The 18,750-nt window shown below is 49.7% G+C and carries 17 protein-coding genes; 11 read left to right on the forward strand and 6 right to left on the reverse strand.

Annotated features, from left to right (window positions below):
• Positions 1–7: 7 nt before the first annotated feature.
• The 4 genes from DXT99_RS05970 to DXT99_RS05985 all read right to left on the reverse strand — a co-directional run bounded on the left by DXT99_RS05970 (position 8) and on the right by DXT99_RS05985 (position 4,153).
• Positions 8–970, reverse strand: coding sequence for an alpha/beta fold hydrolase (locus DXT99_RS05970; protein ID WP_115564625.1), 963 nt, complete (start codon positions 968–970; stop codon positions 8–10).
• An 11-nt stretch (positions 971–981) separates the two neighbouring features.
• Entirely contained in the window at positions 982–2,031 is a 1,050-nt protein-coding gene (locus tag DXT99_RS05975) for a patatin-like phospholipase family protein (RefSeq protein WP_181885042.1), read from the reverse strand.
• 99 nt (positions 2,032–2,130) lie between these two features.
• On the reverse strand, positions 2,131–2,367 hold the full coding sequence (locus DXT99_RS05980) for a hypothetical protein (protein WP_115564627.1): 237 nt from the start codon (positions 2,365–2,367) through the stop codon (positions 2,131–2,133).
• Between the two features lie 394 nt (positions 2,368–2,761).
• Positions 2,762–4,153, reverse strand: coding sequence for a neutral/alkaline non-lysosomal ceramidase N-terminal domain-containing protein (locus DXT99_RS05985; protein ID WP_246000469.1), 1,392 nt, complete (start codon positions 4,151–4,153; stop codon positions 2,762–2,764).
• Positions 4,154–4,559: 406 nt separating this feature from the next.
• On the opposite strand from DXT99_RS05985, the gene DXT99_RS05990 reads away from it, so the two are divergent.
• From DXT99_RS05990 to DXT99_RS06015, 6 genes are all read left to right on the forward strand, one after another.
• Positions 4,560–6,821, forward strand: a complete 2,262-nt coding sequence (locus DXT99_RS05990) for a Tex family protein (protein ID WP_115564629.1) — start codon at positions 4,560–4,562, stop codon at positions 6,819–6,821.
• Positions 6,822–7,226: 405 nt separating this feature from the next.
• Entirely contained in the window at positions 7,227–8,390 is a 1,164-nt protein-coding gene (locus DXT99_RS05995; RefSeq protein WP_181885043.1) for a PQQ-dependent sugar dehydrogenase, read from the forward strand.
• A 197-nt stretch (positions 8,391–8,587) separates the two neighbouring features.
• Positions 8,588–9,256: a porin family protein gene (locus DXT99_RS06000; protein WP_115564631.1), complete on the forward strand. Its 669-nt coding sequence runs from the start codon at positions 8,588–8,590 to the stop codon at positions 9,254–9,256.
• A 144-nt stretch (positions 9,257–9,400) separates the two neighbouring features.
• The gene (locus tag DXT99_RS06005) at positions 9,401–10,150 is read left to right on the forward strand and encodes an SRPBCC family protein (RefSeq protein ID WP_115564632.1); all 750 of its coding nucleotides are present in this window, start codon (positions 9,401–9,403) and stop codon (positions 10,148–10,150) included.
• 43 nt (positions 10,151–10,193) lie between these two features.
• Entirely contained in the window at positions 10,194–11,363 is a 1,170-nt protein-coding gene (locus DXT99_RS06010) for a zinc-dependent alcohol dehydrogenase (protein WP_115564633.1), read from the forward strand.
• Positions 11,364–11,735: 372 nt separating this feature from the next.
• Entirely contained in the window at positions 11,736–12,329 is a 594-nt protein-coding gene (locus DXT99_RS06015; RefSeq protein WP_115564634.1) for a hypothetical protein, read from the forward strand.
• Positions 12,330–12,572: 243 nt separating this feature from the next.
• Here DXT99_RS06015 and DXT99_RS06020 read toward each other — a convergent pair whose 3' ends face one another.
• Together DXT99_RS06020 and DXT99_RS06025 are read right to left on the reverse strand one after the other, a co-directional pair.
• Positions 12,573–13,106 (reverse strand): hypothetical protein, encoded by a 534-nt coding sequence (locus DXT99_RS06020; RefSeq protein WP_147294177.1) that lies wholly within the window; start codon positions 13,104–13,106, stop codon positions 12,573–12,575.
• A 26-nt stretch (positions 13,107–13,132) separates the two neighbouring features.
• Positions 13,133–14,548, reverse strand: a complete 1,416-nt coding sequence (locus DXT99_RS06025; protein ID WP_115564636.1) for a sodium:solute symporter family protein — start codon at positions 14,546–14,548, stop codon at positions 13,133–13,135.
• Between the two features lie 200 nt (positions 14,549–14,748).
• Between DXT99_RS06025 and DXT99_RS06030 the strand changes: the two genes are divergently transcribed.
• From DXT99_RS06030 to DXT99_RS06050, 5 genes are all read left to right on the forward strand, one after another.
• A complete protein-coding gene (locus DXT99_RS06030; protein WP_115564637.1) occupies positions 14,749–15,693 on the forward strand; it encodes a M48 family metalloprotease in 945 nt (314 codons plus the stop codon).
• A gap of 122 nt (positions 15,694–15,815) precedes the next feature.
• Positions 15,816–16,526 carry a head GIN domain-containing protein gene (locus DXT99_RS06035; RefSeq protein WP_115564638.1) on the forward strand — a complete coding sequence of 237 codons (711 nt, stop codon included), beginning with the start codon at positions 15,816–15,818 and terminating at the stop codon, positions 16,524–16,526.
• 19 nt (positions 16,527–16,545) lie between these two features.
• Positions 16,546–17,127 (forward strand): hypothetical protein, encoded by a 582-nt coding sequence (locus tag DXT99_RS06040; RefSeq protein ID WP_115564639.1) that lies wholly within the window; start codon positions 16,546–16,548, stop codon positions 17,125–17,127.
• Between the two features lie 275 nt (positions 17,128–17,402).
• Entirely contained in the window at positions 17,403–17,615 is a 213-nt protein-coding gene (locus tag DXT99_RS06045) for a hypothetical protein (protein WP_115564640.1), read from the forward strand.
• A gap of 58 nt (positions 17,616–17,673) precedes the next feature.
• Entirely contained in the window at positions 17,674–18,588 is a 915-nt protein-coding gene (locus DXT99_RS06050; protein ID WP_115564641.1) for a M28 family peptidase, read from the forward strand.
• Positions 18,589–18,750 lie beyond the last annotated feature (162 nt).

Raw genomic sequence — 18,750 nt, forward strand, 5'->3', positions numbered from 1 at the left:
AGCCGGCTTATGTAGCTTCCCTACTATGACTCTGCTTTTCCTCTGTTAGTTGCACCTGCCCGAACTTCCTGAACCACTTTACAACCATAGGAAAATGATCGCGCACCGCATCCTTGTGCGTCAGGATGTCGATATGGTCATAGTCGTGCAGATGGCCGTTGGCCTTTCCCAATACCCGGAAAGCGGCTTGTTCGCTCCCTGTTTCCAGCAGTAGTTTTTCTACATCCACCGGGTTGCCCAGCACATTGTCTTTGGCACCGGCCAGATAAAGCGTAGGCGGCACCTCCATTTGCTGCAGCGCTGCGGCATAATCGAACTTGTCGTGCCAGTGGAGCCAGGGCTTTTTTACCACCCAATCGTTTGTTTGCCGGTGGGTGAGGCGGGTTTCACGGTCGGAGCCCATCTTTAGCTTTTCAGCTGGCAGAGCACCCGTTACAGCCACGGCTGTTTTGGCTACCCAGTTCCACATCACGTCTATCATAAAGAACTTCTTTGGGCTCCAGATGCTGATGCGGCGCTTGCTTGCGAAGAAGGCCATCGCCTGCACCTTTACCGGCACAGTGGGGCGTGCCAGGTAGGCCAGCATGAGCACGCCGCCCCATGAGTGCGCCCCCCAAAATTGTGGCACATCCCCCTTCAGTTCTTTTATCTTGCTAATAAACGCTGGAAAGTCTTCTTCTAAGGTATGGGTTAAGCCAAAATCTGAATCACCGGAAATGGAGGGCTTGCTTTTGCCCCGGCCCCGCAGGTCAGCCACAAACACATCGTAGCCCTGCTGCGCCAGAAAAGGAGCAAAGCCTTTTCCAGACTTAGAATAAAAAATGCGCCCGTTTTCGATGGAGCCATGCACCAGCAGCACCGGCGGCCCCTGCTTGTTTATGCTGAAGCGTTTCAGGTGCAGGGTATCGGTGGCGGTAACAGGTATATAAATGGATGCTGTTTGCAGGTGAGAACTAGCAGTTTCTGCCATGTAGGGGAATTTTAATTAGGATACATAAACGCCTGAACGCCTTTCTGGCCGCTTTTGAGCAGGGCTGTTTTATCATCTTCAGTTAGTTTACGCACACGGGGACTATAGCCGGCTGTGCTCACGGAGATAGTGCGTGCCCAGTCATGTGACGTTAGTCCCTGCCGGTTCAGGTTCTCTTTCACGATAGCATAAAAGGCGCCCATATAGTCTCCAAACTTATCAATTTTATAAGGTGCAAGACCTGCCTGTTTCCTGTCATAAGCAATTTGCTCGTCGCGGTCCAGGCGCAGGCCCAGCGTTTGCGGGTTGTGGAACCTGCCGGCGGCATCGTAGTTCTCCGGTCGTGGCTGCGATTCGTGCAGGTATTCCTCCTTGTCAAATACGTCCAGCGGAAAGTTCGCCAGCACACCACCGTCTACCAGCACATCCACATCCTGCCCTTTCTTTGGCTTTGTTACCACCTTGCCCTGCTGGTCGAGCAATACCGCGCGGTAGTATAAAGGCACCGACATAGAAATGCGCACCGCGTGTTTTACCTGAATGTCAGGGTAAGTTTCGTGTGAGAAAACGACCGTGCACTGGTCTGTCAGGTTGGTTCCGGTCACATACAAATCACGGAAGTTCTTTTGCGGGTTTAATGCATGCAGTTCTGCGAAGGTGATGTCAGCGTTGCCTGTTTTCGCTTTCAGTTGTTCTCCCAGCCACTCTGTAAATTTGTCGCCCCGATACCAGCCGTATTGTTTAAACAGGCGGTTGGTGCCGCCGAAGAAAATGAACCTGCCGTCGTTAAACTGCTGCACCGGCGTGCGGAAGGTAATGTCAGTGATCTCATCGGGGGTATAGCCTACTGCCAGCAGGGCAGCCTGTATGGCTCCGGCCGATGTGCCTGCCACCCGTTTGATGCCCGGTAAGATGTTTTCCTCTTCCAGTGCCTTTAAGGCACCACCATAGGCAATACCGCGTATGCCGCCTCCCTCTAATGCCAGGTTATAATATTGGGTTTGACCAGAAACAGCTGTGCCAACCAGCAGGCAAAGTAACAGCAGAATATTTTTTATCATGAAAGGCATCACCTTGAGGTTCTGTTATCTTCAAAGATAAAAAAATAGCCGCTATACCTTAGCCGGAGGTTGGCACTTTTATTTCGTATTATGAAGTGCTTAATTTCTTCTGACCGGAATTGGCTGTGGTTTCAGTTTTGGTCTTAGCACCAGCCAGGCCAGGGTGCCAAAGATGGTACCGGAAAAGAAGGCAATTGCTGTAATGAGCAGTCCGTTCACTCCCCGCTGCTCTGCATCATGATACACCCATGTCAGGATAAACACGAGCAGCATCATGTACACGCCTATAATTGTTAAGAAAATAAAATTTGGTAAATCTATCGGTATCAGTTCCATATCTCTTTTGCTGTTTTGTACTAAATCGAAAGTGTAAATCACTTACCTATAGTAATATAAACTGTTATAGCGGGAGTAATGTTTATGATTTTATCAAGAATGGCATTGCAATATTAATTATAATCAGGAAGTTGGTTGCATTTTACTGGCCATACAGCCGTGCAAGCAGCAACAGTAAATTGTATTGCCGCAGAGATGTGGTATTTCGGAGGTATTAAATGCTAAATAGATTTAAAATTGCACGCTTCAAAAAGCAGTGTCACAGACAAAAAGAGGCTACCTGTTTCAGGCAGCCTCTTTTCATGTATGGTATATTCTGGTGGGATAAGTGTATAGATGCTACGGGTACTTTTAAATCACCAAGGCATTGCCATATACTTTTGCTGATATAAATTTAATTTATCTCTGTAGGCGGTAAAGCAGGGCCAGCAGTAGCATGCTGGCGCAGCAGTAGTTGAAGCATCTCCGTTAGATAGTTTCCACTGTGGGGACCGTAGAAACTCATACTCCGGGTTTCATACTTATCCAGGTTGTAGTGTTCTGCTGGCGTAACATAGCCAATATAGCCTCCATTAAAACTGGTGGCGATAACCTCTAAACCCTCCTTTGCAGCGGCAGACTCCAACTCGTCCATAAATTCACCGGAATAATCAGCAGGGGCACCTACCAGCACAATGTCGCCTAACTGAAGGCTGGTAACATAAGCCGGGTGCTTCCCAAACAACCAGTTGAACAGCATGGGTGCCAGGCGCAGGTTTTCAGAGATGCGCCACTGTGGCTCCGGTAACAACAGGGGGACTCGGTTATAGCCAAGCGTATAAATATAGTCAGTTTCTACCTGGTGCAAATCATGCCGCAGGATAGTAGCGAGACGTTCTCCCACTTCCTCCATACCCCCAAAGGGAGCCTCCTGAAAGTGAACAGCACTGTGGCTGCCTACAGCGCCTGCCGAAAAAGCGGCAAATTCTATTCTTTCCTCCAGGGCGTCTACCAGCACGCCGGGATAGTCGCGGGAGAGGATGGGCTGCATAGAGGGGAGGGTAGTGGGATGCGCCGAGAAAAAAGAAAGCACGGCAGTAGTGCCATCCGGGCGCTCAAACTTCAGGAAGCGCAGTTCTGTGTCCCTGTCTTCCCTTGATTTGGTGAGGCGGTTTCTAACCATACTGGCCGCATTGGCGCTGCCGTATCCTACACGGGTGGGGGTGAGGTTCTGCCGCGCCAGCTGTATACTTTGCACTATCTGCTGCGTCAGTTGCTGTACAATTTCTTTTTCAAACTCTCCTGATAGAAGCTTCACGCCAATTTTCCGGCCCCAGCCACCAAAGCTGGTATGGCTGTGGGTGGCAGAAAGGTATACCTGCTCCGGCTTCAGGCCCAGTGTCGGGTATTGCTTCTCCAGTTCCTGCAGCACCAGCATGGGTACTATCAGCAGGTCCAGGGAAACGAAATAGGCTTCTGTCTGGCCGTTATCAAAAGCGAAGGTGCGTACCCAGGCGGTATCGTGCACTTCCTCATAGTCCATGCCCAGCCGTTTGCCGTAGCCCGCGAGTGGCGCAGGTGCAGGCGGCGTGATGTTTACTTTTGCCCAGCCAACCTCCAGCGTGTCGCCGGTTGTGATGGTGGCCGGGTGGCTGTTCAGGCTGGCAAGCGTCTCCTGGTAATAGTCAGTTTGCTGGTAAGGCGTACGGTCTATGCGCTGTACCATGCAGGCAGGCAACAATAGGAGCAATAACAGCCAGTACCAGCTTCGGGAGGTTTTCTTTTTAGATGCAGTGGCAGTGTTCAATCCTGCGTAGTTTATGAATTGGGTGATTTTATGAATGCGGTATTTTGCTAAGGCAGTATGGCTAAACAACATATAACCGATTTGTGTTAGCAAATGCTTCAAATATTTTACAATGCTACAATCTCATCAGGTTAATCTTTCTAGTTATGGCAATATACTTTAAATTTGACGTTTCTATAACCTAGGTAATTCAGCACATGTTCAGGAGAGCGACAGCAGGGCAGGGACTATATCTTCCTTTCTTCAGGCATATCAGCAGGAATGCGGCATAGATTTCAGGATGCTGCTTCTCTTACTTTACTTAAATAGCAGTACCCTGATGTCAGTTTATTCTATGCAGCAAGTCCTGTGCCTTCTCTCATGAGACCTGTGCGTCTTTCAATTGTCTTTAGTATCTAAAAAATATATGGAACAGAACATTGACCATCTTTTAAAGGTCGCCTCCGAACTTACCATCACCATCAAGCAAGTGGAAGCTACGTCCACTTTGTTAGATGAGGGAGCGACAGTACCTTTTATTTCCCGTTACCGCAAAGAAGTGACCGGCTCACTGGACGAAGTGCAGATTGCCGCTATCCGCGACAGGATGGAGCAACTGCGCGAGCTGGACAAGCGCCGCGAGAGTATCCTCAAATCCATCCGCGACCAGGAGAAGCTGACGCCGGAGCTGGAGGCACGTATAATGGCTGCCGAAACAATGGCCGCCCTGGAAGACATCTACCTGCCTTATAAGCCGAAGCGCCGCACCCGTGCCACCATCGCCCGCGAGAAAGGGCTGGAGCCGCTGGCCGAGCGTATTTTCCAGCAGGAGAACTTCGATGTAACCGCGGAGGCTGCCAACTACATCTCTGAAGAAAAAGAGGTAAAAGATGAAGCCGAAGCGTTGGCCGGTGCCCGTGATATTATGGCCGAGTGGATGAACGAGAATGCCGAGGCACGTGCTGCTATGCGACAGCTCTTCGAGAAGAAGGGGGTATTTAAAAGCCGCGTGATGATGGGCAAGGAGGAAGAAGGCCAGAAGTTCAAGGATTATTTTGAGTGGGATGAGGCGATTGAGAAAGCCCCTTCGCACCGCATACTAGCCATGCGCCGCGGCGAGTCCGAAATGGTGCTGATGCTGAGTGCGCAACCGGAGGAGGAAGCTGCCCTGGCGAAGCTGGAGGATATGTTTGTGAAAGGCAATAACGCTGCGGCAGAGCAGGTGCGTCTGGCAGCGAAAGATTCTTACAAGCGCCTGCTCAAGCTGAGCATGGAAACAGAAGTTCGGCTTAGCTCTAAGAAGCGTGCCGACGAGGAAGCCATTCGTGTGTTTGCCGATAACCTGCGCCAGTTGTTATTATCCTCCCCGCTGGGTCAGAAAACAGTATTGGCGCTGGACCCTGGCTTCAGAACCGGCTGCAAGCTGGTGGTGCTGGACAAGCAAGGCAAGTTGCTGCACAACGAGACGGTTTACCCACACACCGGCCAGCACAAGGCGCAGGAAGCAGGGCAGAACGTGAAGTACTTGGTTGATAAGTTTAATGTAGAAGCCCTCGCCATCGGAAATGGTACGGCCAGCCGCGAGACAGAAACGTTTGTGAATAACCTCAACCTGCCCAAAACTGTACAGGTGGTGATGGTGAATGAAAGCGGTGCATCCATCTATTCTGCTTCGGACGTTGCCCGCGAGGAATTCCCTGATCAGGATGTGACGGTGCGTGGTGCCGTGTCTATCGGGCGCCGCTTGATGGATCCGCTGGCAGAGCTGGTGAAAATAGATCCCAAATCGATTGGCGTTGGCCAGTACCAGCACGACGTGGACCAGTCTGCCCTGAAGCACACACTGGATGATGTGGTGATGAGCTGCGTGAACGCTGTGGGTGTGGAAGTAAACACCGCCAGCAAGCAGTTGCTGACCTATGTGTCGGGTCTTGGCCCGGCGCTGGCGCAGAACATTGTAGAGTACCGTAACCAGAACGGACCTTTCCGCACGCGCACGGAGTTGAAAAAAGTAGCCCGCTTAGGTGATAAAGCTTTCGAGCAGGCAGCAGGATTCCTGCGTATCCGCGATGCAAAGAACCCGCTGGACGCTTCTGCGGTGCACCCGGAAAGTTACCCGATTGTGGAGCAGATGGCAAAAGATCTGGGCGTAACGGTGCAGGACCTGATTAAGAATGACGAGCTTCGCAAGAAAATTGAGCTGAAGAAGTATGTAACCGACACAGTAGGTTTGCCAACGTTGAAGGATATTGTGAGCGAACTGGCAAAACCAGGCCGTGACCCACGCGAGACTTTTGAGGCATTTAGCTTTACAGAAGGCGTGAATGAAATGAGAGATCTCCGTACCGGTATGAAACTGCCAGGTATCGTGACCAACATTACCGCCTTCGGTGCTTTCGTAGACATTGGGGTGCACCAGGACGGACTTGTACACGTGAGCCACCTGTCTGACCGCTTCATAAGCAACCCGCACGATGCCGTGAAAGTGGGGCAGAAGGTAGAGGTAACCGTGCTGGAGGTGGATGAGAACCGCAAGCGTATCTCACTAAGCATGAAAAGTGATCCTGCTGCTGCCAAACCAGCAGGTGGTGGTGGTGCTAGAAAAGGCGACGCCAGAAAAGAAAAGGAGGCCGAGCCGATGAATGATTTCCAGGCGAAGCTTGCCCAACTGAAAGGCAGGTTCAAGTAAAAGCAATCACATTTAAATAGAGAAGGGCCCTGTACGTAATTCGTGCAGGGCCTTTTGCTTTCCTAAATTGGTATCTCCTCACTGGCGCATGTTTTCAAACTTGTGTCCAAAAATGATATCGAGCCTGTAATTCGACTGGGCAGGGACTCAAAAATGTATATAAGAGCGAGGGCGTTTAAGCAAAGTGTGGCACTGCAGCTTATTACCCCGAAGAAAAGACTTCTTCGAAGGGAGACTTTCTCATAGTACCTATACTTAACATCAGTTACACATAAACAGCAGTAAACTATACAGTGGTTTTACATCCACCATCTTTTGCTTTAACATGCCCTAACACACCCATTGCCACTGCGATGCCGTATGATTTGCTATACAATTCTGTTAAAAAATCAAATGAGCACCTATATGCGATTATTTAATTTAAACCACCTGCTGGTCATGCTGTTGCTGCTAGGCTGTGCACAACCTGCCGACGCGCAGTATGAGCTGCAGGAGGCATACCCCAATGTTGAGTTCGATGGCCCGGTAGAGGCGGTTTGGGTGAACGAGGGCCAAGGCCGCTTGTATGTGGTTGATCAGGAGGGGAGAATCTTCTGGCTTCCGGGCAGCGAGAATGCCGCTACAAAACAAAACCTTTTCCTCGATATCTCCGACAGGGTAGTGTCAGGGGGAGAGATGGGCTTGCTTGGCCTGACATTTCACCCCGATTTCCAGAACAACGGCTACTTCTACGTCAACTATACCTCCGGCAGCCCGCTAGAGACCAGGATATCTCGGTTTAAAGCAGCGGCAGGTAACACGGGGCAGGTTGACCCAGGTAGCGAAACAATACTCCTGACGTACCGGCAGCCTTACCGCAACCACAACGGGGGCAAAGTAACATTTGGGCCAGACGGCTATTTATACATAGCAGTAGGCGATGGCGGCAGTGGCGGCGATCCGCAGAACAATTCCCAGGACAGGTCGAAACTGCTTGGCAAGATTCTCCGCATCGACGTAAATAACACCTCGGGCAACCGCAACTATGGCATTCCGGCTGATAACCCATTCGCCAATAACACGCAAGGCTACCGGGAGGAAATCTACGCCTACGGCCTTCGCAACCCCTGGAAGATTTCCTTTGATGAGGAAACCGGCCGCCTATGGGCAGCGGATGTGGGGCAGAACAGGATAGAGGAAATAGACATCATCGAGAACGGTGGTAACTATGGCTGGCGGGTAATGGAAGGGTCAGACTGTTTTAACCCAAAATCCAACTGCGACGAAACAGGTCTTATTAAACCTGTGCATGAGTATACGCATGCTGATGGTGTTTCTATTACAGGCGGCTTTGTATACCGGGGAACGGCAATGCCGGAGCTGCAGGGCAAATACATCTACGCAGATTATGTCAGCGGCAAGGTATGGGCCTTAACAGTAAACCAGAATGGCACAAAGGCTGACAATACCTTGCTTCTTACCACCGGCTTTCCTGTTTCTTCTTTCGGGCAGGATCAGAACAATGAGCTGTTGGTGCTCAGTTATGGCAGTGAGGGCAAGTTGTACCGGCTGCATCGGCAGGTGCAATAACAGAGTAGCAGTATAAGAGCAAACAATTACAAGCAACAGGCCCGGTTATACTTTAGCCGGGCCTGTTGCTTGTAATTGTTTCAGAAAAATAGCGCAACTGTAAGTATGGCGCTGTTGTTACAGTTTTAACAGGTAAGAAATTTATAGATATTTTATTATATATAATTATTTGTTATAACTTCGGAAAAAGATATAACATGAAAACAAACTTATTTATAATTGCAGCAGCGGCATTAGGCTTTTCTTTTGCTGCCGAAGCACAGACCATAGCTGTAGGTCCCCGTGCGGGAGTCAATATTGCCACACAATCGCTTCCGGATTTTGAAAACGATGATGCAAAAGAACAGGCAAAAGAAGCAATTGATTACTATACAGGCACTCAGTTTGGTGCTGTGTTGAACTATGGCATAAACGATATGTTCTCGCTGCAGCCTGAACTGCTGTATGTGCAGAAAGGCTACCAATTCGATATGTCAGCATTTGAAGGTGGTGTTTTTCCAAGTGGTAATCATACCATTTACAGGAAACACAATTACCTGGAGATTCCTGTATTGGCTAAGGTATCTATTGGTGAGGGCCCCTTTAGGGGATTTGCCACTGCTGGTCCAACATTAAGCTACTTAATGAGTGGCAAAATAGTGGCAGATGGAGACAACTATGAAATTGACTTTCACGGACAAGTGAATCGCTTCGAGCTAGGTGCAAGTGTAGGTATCGGTGTTAGCTACGATATGGGCCCGGGAGCGCTTAACTTTGATGTGCGCTATGGTCATGGATTTACAAATATAGACAAAAACAGAGGGGGCGGTAGCGTGAAGAACAGAGGCTTTGGTATTTCGCTGGCCTACCTGTTTAGAGTAAAATAATTACATACTTCAACAACTTAAAGCGTTTCAGACTCATGCCTGGAACGCTTTTTTATGTATAAAGAAGTGAATGCTGTAATTTAAATAGTAATAAAAGCAACTTCAATAGTAAATGAATGCGTATCCATTAGAAAAACAAAAGATATGGATACTTACAAATCAAAAATGTCTGATGTGCTTGATACGCAGCATATCCTGCCGCCAGCCACTGGATCCAGCCACATGAACGTAGGAACAACAGAGCGTATCGCTTCTGTGGTGGGAGGTGCTTTGATGGCCTACTATGGCTTGCGCAAGCCTAATTTTGGTGGTTTGATCCTGGCTGCAGCCGGGGGCGCTTTGCTCTACAGAGGCTCTACGGGCTATTGCCCCATGAACAGCATGGTTGGTCGTGATACGGCAGACGAGCAGGACATTTCCATCGATATTACCCGCAGCCTCACTATCAACAGGCCCCGCAGCGAAGTATACCAGTTCTGGCGCCAGCTCGAAAACCTGCCGCAGTTTATGCAGCACCTGCAGGATGTCCGCCAGCAGGGCCCGAAACGCTCCCATTGGGTTGCCAGGATACCAAAAGGCGTGGGTACAGTGGAGTGGGATGCAGACGTTGTTCAGGAGGAAACGGATACACTTATTGCCTGGCGCTCGCTGCCTGGCTCTGATGTGGATAACGCCGGGGAGGTTCGGTTTATGGATGCACCTGCCGAAAGAGGCACCGTTGTGCAGGCCACTATTTCCTACAGGCCACCTGCTGGTGCAGTGGGAGGGCAATTAGCCAAACTGCTGAACCCTGCCTTTGAGCAGATGGTGAAGAACGACCTGCACCGCTTTAAGCAACTCATGGAGACAGGAGAAGTGACCACCACTGAAGGCCAGCCAGCAGGAGCGCGCTAAGAAAGCGCGGTGATTTATATTCTATCAATCTAAAAATAAAACTATGAAAGCACTTTGTTGGAACGGCATCAACGACCTTCGGGTAGAACGTGTGCCAGATCCGTCTATCTTGAATCCGGGCGATGCCATTGTGAGAGTAACTATGTCGTCGGTTTGCGGGTCTGACCTGCACCTGCTCGATGGCTATGTACCCACAATGAAAGCGGGGGATATTATCGGGCATGAGTTTATGGGAGAAGTAGTAGAGGTTGGCCCCGGCGTAAAGAAATTAGTGAAAGGCGACCGCGTGGTTGTAGGATCGGTGCTGGGCTGTGGCGGCTGCGAATTCTGCCAGACAGACCAGTGGTCGCTTTGCGATAACTCAAACCCAAACCCGGAGATCCTGGAAAAAGCCTACGGCTACTCCGGTGCAGGTATCTTTGGCTATTCCCATGCCTTTGGCGGCTATGCCGGCAGCCATGCAGAGTATATCCGGGTGCCTTATGCGGATAACGGTGCCTTTAAGGTGCCGGAAGGCGTAACAGACGATGCCGCTGTCTTCACCTCCGATGCCTTCCCGACCGGGTTTATGGCAGCAGACATGTGCGGTATAGAGCCCGGCGATACGGTAGTGGTATGGGGTGCTGGCGGTGTAGGCCAGATGGCGATGCAGAGTGCCTGGCTCTTAGGTGCCGGACGCGTTATCGCCATCGACCGGTTCAGGGATCGACTGGCAAAAGCCAAACAGTTTGCCAAAGCGGAAACACTGAACTACGAAGAGGTGGACATACTGGAGGCGCTGAAAGAAATGACCGGCGGGCGTGGGCCGGACCGCTGTATCGATGCCGTGGGCATGGAGGCACACACCACCGGTGTGGAGCAGTACTACGACAAAGCCAAACAGACACTTCGCCTGCAGACAGGTAGACCAGCAGTCCTGCGACAAGCCATCATGGCCTGCCGAAAAGGCGGTACGGTATCCATCGTGGGGGTATATGGTGGCCTGCTCGATAAATTCCCCATGGGAGCAGCTATGAACAAGGCGCTAACATTAAGAATGGGGCAGATGTTTGCGCAGAAGTACATTCCGCAGCTCTTAGACAGGGTTGCGGCTGGTGAGGTAGACCCTTCCTACATGCTCACACATAAGTGGGGCCTGGACCATAGCCCTGAAGGATATAAGATGTTCAAGGAGAAAACAGACGATTGCATGCGGGTGGTGTTCACACCCTAAGTAATTGATTGAGAATCGGGCCTAAGAAAGCAGCCGTTATTATTCAGAAGACGAAACAACGGCATAATTTCTACGCTTTCAGTAAATCCTGGCCATAAAAAGGAGTCATCCGCACAGATGGCTCCTTTTGCTTTATGCCAGAATATAGCATGTGCGGAACCGTCTCCTGACCTGGCGCGGGAATCTATCCCGTGACGTATAGTGGGTAAGAGTCTCCAGACTCGCTTTCACAAAACTGTACCTTGTCATCTACCAGGGGGAGGAGAGAAGGCAGAACAAAAGAAGGTATAAATCTTTTCTCCTGATATTGGTGATCCATTCTTTGGATGGTGCGTAATTTGCTTAGTAAGAGGGGAGTTAAAGATTAGGAGGATGAGAAAATACAGTTTTATCTACAGCCTGCTTCTGGCAGTGGTTGTGCTGTTTTCTGGATGCAAGCAGGCCAGCGATTTAAAGGCATTTACAGAAGCAAACTATAGCTTGCAAGAGGTGCACGACCTGCAACTGAACGGTGTGGACGTAATGAAGAAGCGCGGACCGAATGACTTTACCACCAGCGAAGGCGACAGTCTGTTAGCGTCTATCTCAAACAATACGCTGCGTGCCAGCACCACCTTATACCTGCAGGTACAAATGCAGGAGCCGGAAGAGGTGCGGCAAATGACCATTACAGAAATGAAGTGGCAACTGCTGGTGGATGGCGAAGAAACGCTGCAGGGCGTAGTGCAGGAGCCCATGCACCTGCACGATGGCCTGAACGAGCTCCCGATTCAGACGTCAGTCCTAATGTCAGAGGCAGAAGGTATGCGAAACTACGAAGGCCTTTCCAAACTGATGACGCTGCTTTCCCAGAAAAGGGACCTGCGCCAGAACTTAATCTTCCAGATAAAGCCCACTGTGCAGACGCCGGTAGGGGAGGTGGAACTGCCGAAATATATTACAGTGTCCGGACCCAGGAGTAGTTAGTATATAGGATTAAGGGAGTAACTTTTTATTCCTGTTTAAAAGAAAGTAGGTTAGATGTGCAATAGCCGATAGAGTAGAAGAGTTGCATAGCCCTTACGAACTACTGATGACCTCCTGTCGAATCGTATGGGGCAGATAATTTAGAGAAGTAAAAGAATAGTCCCTGCAATTGCTTTTTTCCTTCTCTAATCTAGAAATTATTATTAACAGAAAAAAAGGTAGCTAGCAACGGTAACTAAAGCCTCAGAAACTGGCCCTACCCTCCGATGAAGTAACAGCAGAAACCGCTGCAGTACGAAAAACCGTAGCCTCCGTATCCAGAAACCAGGCATGAGCACTTGGGACATCCCCGAAAAACTGCATTTCAAAAGGAAATACGTCTCTGGCTTTGTCCATCATGTCTTCCAGAATGATTTTGCTGTGCAGGTCCTTCGGTTCAATAATCGCCATTTTCCTGATGCAGGAACCTTTTGCAAGCAAGGGGGCAGATACTTCATTCGCCCATATCTGGTCTGCTGGCGTAATGATTCCGCCCTCCCGGTTGTTCACCAGCCAGAAGAGCAACTGCTCTTTTATGGCAATTTCGGTAGCGAGGGAGAGGCCTTGGCGGTAAATATCACTTGGTACAACGCCAGAAGCCTGTAACACGATAAATTTAAGGGAAGTATTGGAGTATACTTTGAGTTCTGGTGTGTCGAGATAAACAGTTGTTTCCTGAGTTGTTTCCAATTGCTGTAGGCGGATGTTGACAAAGTGGCAACAAGATACTGCTTTCATGCTTAACCTGCAAAAGCCAGGTGCTATCAAAAAGCTCCTGGCTCAGCCATACTCTTGTGCCTTTCTTTCATTGCACTTTTCTGACCCACAACCTGCCCCAGCAACAAACCAGCTATACTTCCAGCCAGTCCATACAGCATTGGGTTCACCTCGGGTTCAAAGTATAGCGCCAGCAGCCATACGCCCATTCCGGCCAGCATAGAACCAATTGCAGCAGCCGAATTTGTTTTGCTCCAGAACATGCCCGCCACCAGCGGCACAAAAAGACTCACCAGGCTCAGCGCCGACGATTCGCTCACCAACTCATAGATATTGCTGCGCAGCAGCGCCATCGACAGCGAAACAGCCGCCACCACTAACACACTGAAACGGGAGAGGCGCAGTAGCTGGGTATCCGTCACGTTTTTAAGCAGCGGGCGCAGCATGTTCTCACTCATAATAGAAGCAGGAGCCAGAATGCCGCCGCTGGCCGTGCTGATAATGGCGGAAATAAGTGCTCCGAAGAAAAGTACTTTTACGAGCATTGACGACGACCGCAGGATAAGCCCCGGCACCAGCAACTGTGCGTCCTGCTGCATTAGTCCGGGGTACAGATGTTTAGCATAGAGGGCCAGCAGCAGCGGTATAAAAGCCACCGTCAGGTACAGGAACCCGGCACTAACGGAAGCCGCCACCGCCACCCGCTCCGATTTAGCCGACATCACCCGCTGAAATACATCCTGCTGCGGAATAGAGCCAAGCCCGATGGTAATCCAGAGGCCGAAGTAATTGAGCCAGCTGACAGCGCCACGCTCATCGGGTACAAAACGGAAGAAGTTATCCGGCAGCCCTGCTGTTACCTCCTGCAGCGGTACCTGTCGCAGCAGGTCCCAGCAGATAAATATCAAACCGCCGATGATCATCACCGTTTGTACAAAGTCGGTGATGGACACAGACCACATACCGCCCAGAAAGGTATAGCCGATAACGATGCCGCTGCCTATCAGGATGCCCGCTACGGTGGAAATGCCAAACACCTGGTTCATCACAATACCTAATGCCACCATCTGCGCCGCAATCCAGCCGAAGTAGGAGATAACCATGAAGAAGGCGGCAATCTGCTCGGTGGTTTTGTTGAAGCGTATGCGGTAATAGTCGCCCAGTGTGAGCAGGTTCATGCGGTAAATCCGCTTAGCGAAGAAAAGCCCCACCAGCACCAGGCACAGCGCGGCTCCAAACGGATCTTCGATGACACCGAGTAAGCCATGCGACGCAAATTCAGAGGAGGCACCCAGCAACGTTTCGGAACCAAACCAGGTTGCGAACACAACGGTAGTGGAAATGTAAAACGGCAACCGGCGGCCTGCCAGCAGGAAATCAGTGGTGTTGTGCACACGGCGCGAGGCCCAGTAGCCAATGCCAATGTTAAAGAGCAGGTAGAGCAGCACAAACAGGACGAGCATAGCAAAAGGATTTTCCTGCTAAAATAGAAAGGAATGCTGAAAGAGAGGGAAACCCTGAGATCCGGAGCCGGGAAAATACATTAAAAAGGGGATTAGTGGATTAGAGGAACATTTTGGCAAAGTACTTGCTATTAAAATATCAGCTGCGAATTACCGTTTTACATTTACAGCGCACGTACTTTATTCAAGAAAACCAACCTATGATAAACATAAAGAAATTTGCCGTAATGATGGGCCTGGTGCTAGCTCCGGTTTTGGGACAGGTAGCCACTGCCGCTACCGTTGCTGCTCCGGTTACTGATGTTACAGCCCCTGCTGATACCCGCGACATTGTGCAGGAAATTATTAATGTGGTGGGGCTGAAACCCCGCTTCGAACTTAGAGCCGCAGATATAGACAATGCCGCTGCTGTCGTTTATAACGGCAAGCGCTACATCCTGTACAGCGACAGCTTTTTGTCTAAAATCAACAACGCTGTACATACCGACTGGGGTGGCGTAAGTATCCTGGCACACGAAATTGGGCATCACCTGAACGGGCATACTATGTCCAGAAGCGGTAGCAACCCGGAAGATGAACTGGAGGCTGATGAGTTCTCAGGTTTTGTGCTGCGCAAAATGGGCGCAAGTATGGCTGATGCGCAGGCCGCTATTGACCTGCTTTCAGAAGAAGAAAACTCCAGGACACATCCTGGCAAAAGATACCGTTTAGCAGCCATCAGCAAAGGCTGGAAAAGCGCAAACGACCAACTGCTGGCAAGTGCCCAGGGGCCACAGCCAGACCAGCGTGCAATTGTGCCGCGTACAAGACCGGCAGCAGAACGCCAGATAGCTTCTGCACAACAGCAACGGCCTGCTGCCACACAGCGTCAGGCAGCAAGTACGCAGCGTGTGTCGATGGATAGCCGAAGTGTGCTGACCCGTGTGAACTTTACCAAAGCTCCCCGTGAGCAGTTTTATGTGACCACAAGGCTGAACCTGGTGCATATGACGGAAGACGGTGTAAGAGTGATTGGGAAGCTGGCTAAAACAAACAACCCAGATTACCCTTACTATTTCCAGAGCAAGATGATGGATACTGTCTTTGTAACCGAAGAAGGTTATCTGGTGAACAAGCGGGGACAACGTGTAGGGCACCTCTCTTAAACCCTCTTTTATAATTTAAGGCCACACCTACTAAGAGGTGTGGCTTTTTGTTTTATGGGTTATATGTATTTTTTTCGATATATTGCTACTTAAACCATTTTTTTGCCTAAAATAGTAGCGCTATGCAATATTCAAGGTTACTTCTCCTCCTGCTGCTTTCCCCATTATTCATTTCCTGCGATGGCGGAGGAATGTGCCTGAAAGGTGAAGGAGACGTAGAAACACGCTCTGTGGATGTAGCGGCTTTGGAAGGGATACGTGTTGGGGGCAGTTCGCGGGTGTTTATACGGAAAGGTTCTCCGCAGCGGGTAGAGGTGAAGGGGCAGCCTAATGTGCTGGATGAACTGCAAACAGAAGTTCGGAATGGTGTCTGGGAAATTGACTTTAACCGCTGTTTGCGTGACCATGAGCCAGTGCAGGTATACCTTACCACACCAGAACTTAACACAGCAAGCGTAGGAGGCTCCGGTTATGTGGAACTGGAGGATGTGTTTGAAAGCGACGAGTTTGATGCCAGCGTTTCCGGCTCTGGTGACATAAAGCTGCGGCTGGCGGCTAACCGCCTGAAGTCCCGCATTAGTGGCTCTGGCACAATTACTGCAGCTGGAGTAGCAAGCCGGCACGATGTATCCATCTCCGGGTCTGGCAGAAACAATAGCTTTGATCTGACCACAAGGGAGGCTGACGTAGACATCTCCGGCTCCGGTAGGGCAGAGCTGAATGTTGAAGATCGGCTGGATGTTGATATCAGTGGCAGTGGGCGCGTATATCATCAGGGTAATCCGTCTATCAATGCCGATGTTTCCGGATCTGGTAAGGTTGTCAGAAAATAAAGAAGAAAGAAAATAGAGTATGATAAGGAAGTACGGAAATTATGCGCTGGTGCTGGCCCTGTTGGTGTTCAGCTTTGCGTGTAAAACCAAGAATGACGTAGAGGCATTTAAGGAGGCAGAGTACAGCCTGCAAAGTGTGGACAGGGTAGAAGTAAATGGCGTGAATCTGCTACAGAAGAAAAGCCCGCAGGATTTCTCTTTCAGTGAGGCAGCAAAGTTGTTTTCGGCTTTTTCTGACAATAACCTGAATGCCACCTCAACCCTTGGCCTGAATGTAGCCCTGGGCGAAGGCCAGGAGGATCGCACTATGACGGTAACGCAGCTCAAGTGGCAGTTGCTGGTTGATGACCAACAGGCGATGAGTGGCCTGGTGAGTGAGCCTGTAGAGTTAAGGAATGGCTTAAACACCGTTACACTGCGTTCTCCCCTGAAACTGACAGAAGAAAATGGCCACCCTAACCTGAATAACCTGCTGCAACTGGCAACGCTCCTGAACCAGGATAAAACAGCCCGTCCGAAAGTAACGTTGCAGATAAAGCCTACCATCCAGACGTCCTTAGGTCCAATCGAGCTCCCTTCTTACATCAACATAAAAGAGTAGCAAAAAGCCAGACATTAGTGCCGGCTTTCTTATATGCTGTAATTGTGCTTTAGAGGTATCAGTATGTTTAGCTTCCTAAAGAAACAGATAGTGTAACAAATTTCCACAGAGTAGATTGTGTATTACGGATGTGCTCTTATAAATCTTTACTGCTTTCCTGTCTTTCAGGAGGGTAAAAATCAGAGTAACATTATTTTAGATATACCGTAGCTGGCATGCTCCTTGTATAAGTTAGATCATCTATTTTAGTTAAAGGTTATAACGAAAGCAAGAAGATGAAAGATAACGCAAAGCAATATAATGGCACTCAGGTACAGTCGAATGTGCCCCGGACTTTTATACGCCAGGGTTGGATTCCTACCGTCGTACAAATACAAAATAAAGAAAATAGAAACTGGCAGATGGAGCATCAGCCGATGCAGCACCAGAGGCTAGGCAGCAGAAACATAAGAAGAAAGCAGAACTGGGTAGCCTGGCCACAAATCTAAGGCGAAGCTTATGGCAAATACAGCCACTAATACTACTTTAGAGTTTTAGAGAACAATTATGAAAAAAATCCTTGCCCTGTCTATTATAGTTGCCATGCCCCTGTTAAGTGTGGCACAGCGCCCAAAACTGAATAAAGAACAGCTGTTAAAAGATGTAGAAGTGCTTTCTTCAGACACATTAGAAGGGCGCCTGAGCGGCACAGAAGGCAATAAAATGGCACAGGCGTATATTCAGCAGCGCTTTAAGCAGATAGGCCTTACGCCGTTCGGGCAGGATTATAAGCAGCACTTCCGGCTGGAGTCGAAGCGGCTGGTGGTGGAGCAGGCAACTAACCTAGTGGGCTATATCCTGGGAAAGTCAGATAAAGCCATTGTTGTGACCGCACATTACGACCATGTGGGGCAACGGGATGGAGAAATCTATAATGGCGCCGATGACAATGCCTCCGGCGTTGGGGCCTTGCTGGCCGCTGCTTCGCATTTTTCTAAAAGCAGACCGGAGCATACCCTGATTTTTGTGGCGCTTGATGGGGAAGAACTAGGCTTGCAGGGGGCAAATGCTTTTCTGGAGACCCCACCCGTGCCTCTGCAAAACATGCTGCTGAATGTGAACATGGACATGCTGAGCATTAATGACAAGGGAGAGCTTTATGCCAGCGGTGCCTATAACAACCCGCAGCTAAAGCCATACCTGGAGCAGGTGAAGCCGCAGCCGCAGGCAAAACTGCTGCTGGGCCACGACCAGCCCGAGCAGGGCCACGATGACTGGACCTCGCAGTCTGACCATTACCAGTTTCATAAGCGGAACATACCCTATGTATACTTCGGTGTAGAAGACCATCCGCATTATCATAAACCCACAGATGATTATGTGAACGTTAACACAAAGTTTTACCCGGATGCTGCAGCCCTCGTGATTGATTTTATCAGCCTGATGGATGCTAATTTAGATAAGCTGGCACTCCGTAAGTAGAAGAGAAACATAAAAGGCAGGCATCTGCTCTTTCAGGAGATTGGATGTCTGCCTTTACTATTTGCTGAGCGATATATAATTAAAGTATAGTTGCCTGGAGCTACCCAGGAAGTCTGTGTCCGGAAGAGCGGCGGGTTAGTTTTTACTATTAAGGTTCTAAAG

It is taken from the genome of Pontibacter diazotrophicus (assembly GCF_003367245.1).
Lineage (GTDB): Bacteria > Bacteroidota > Bacteroidia > Cytophagales > Hymenobacteraceae > Pontibacter > Pontibacter diazotrophicus.

What these genes read in the sequence shown, in the direction of transcription:
- DXT99_RS06020 (WP_147294177.1), bottom strand. Translation starts at nt 13,106, where the DNA reads ATGAAAGCAGTATCTTGTTGCCACTTTGTCAACATCCGCCTACAGCAA.
- DXT99_RS06000 (WP_115564631.1), top strand. Translation starts at nt 8,588, where the DNA reads ATGAAAACAAACTTATTTATAATTGCAGCAGCGGCATTAGGCTTTTCT.
- DXT99_RS06030 (WP_115564637.1), top strand. Translation starts at nt 14,749, where the DNA reads ATGATAAACATAAAGAAATTTGCCGTAATGATGGGCCTGGTGCTAGCT.
- DXT99_RS05990 (WP_115564629.1), top strand. Translation starts at nt 4,560, where the DNA reads ATGGAACAGAACATTGACCATCTTTTAAAGGTCGCCTCCGAACTTACC.
- DXT99_RS06040 (WP_115564639.1), top strand. Translation starts at nt 16,546, where the DNA reads ATGATAAGGAAGTACGGAAATTATGCGCTGGTGCTGGCCCTGTTGGTG.
- DXT99_RS06045 (WP_115564640.1), top strand. Translation starts at nt 17,403, where the DNA reads ATGAAAGATAACGCAAAGCAATATAATGGCACTCAGGTACAGTCGAAT.
- DXT99_RS05995 (WP_181885043.1), top strand. Translation starts at nt 7,227, where the DNA reads ATGCGATTATTTAATTTAAACCACCTGCTGGTCATGCTGTTGCTGCTA.
- DXT99_RS06050 (WP_115564641.1), top strand. Translation starts at nt 17,674, where the DNA reads ATGAAAAAAATCCTTGCCCTGTCTATTATAGTTGCCATGCCCCTGTTA.
- DXT99_RS06005 (WP_115564632.1), top strand. Translation starts at nt 9,401, where the DNA reads ATGGATACTTACAAATCAAAAATGTCTGATGTGCTTGATACGCAGCAT.
- DXT99_RS06015 (WP_115564634.1), top strand. Translation starts at nt 11,736, where the DNA reads ATGAGAAAATACAGTTTTATCTACAGCCTGCTTCTGGCAGTGGTTGTG.
- DXT99_RS06010 (WP_115564633.1), top strand. Translation starts at nt 10,194, where the DNA reads ATGAAAGCACTTTGTTGGAACGGCATCAACGACCTTCGGGTAGAACGT.
- DXT99_RS06025 (WP_115564636.1), bottom strand. Translation starts at nt 14,548, where the DNA reads ATGCTCGTCCTGTTTGTGCTGCTCTACCTGCTCTTTAACATTGGCATT.
- DXT99_RS06035 (WP_115564638.1), top strand. Translation starts at nt 15,816, where the DNA reads ATGCAATATTCAAGGTTACTTCTCCTCCTGCTGCTTTCCCCATTATTC.
- DXT99_RS05980 (WP_115564627.1), bottom strand. Translation starts at nt 2,367, where the DNA reads ATGGAACTGATACCGATAGATTTACCAAATTTTATTTTCTTAACAATT.
- DXT99_RS05970 (WP_115564625.1), bottom strand. Translation starts at nt 970, where the DNA reads ATGGCAGAAACTGCTAGTTCTCACCTGCAAACAGCATCCATTTATATA.
- DXT99_RS05975 (WP_181885042.1), bottom strand. Translation starts at nt 2,031, where the DNA reads ATGATAAAAAATATTCTGCTGTTACTTTGCCTGCTGGTTGGCACAGCT.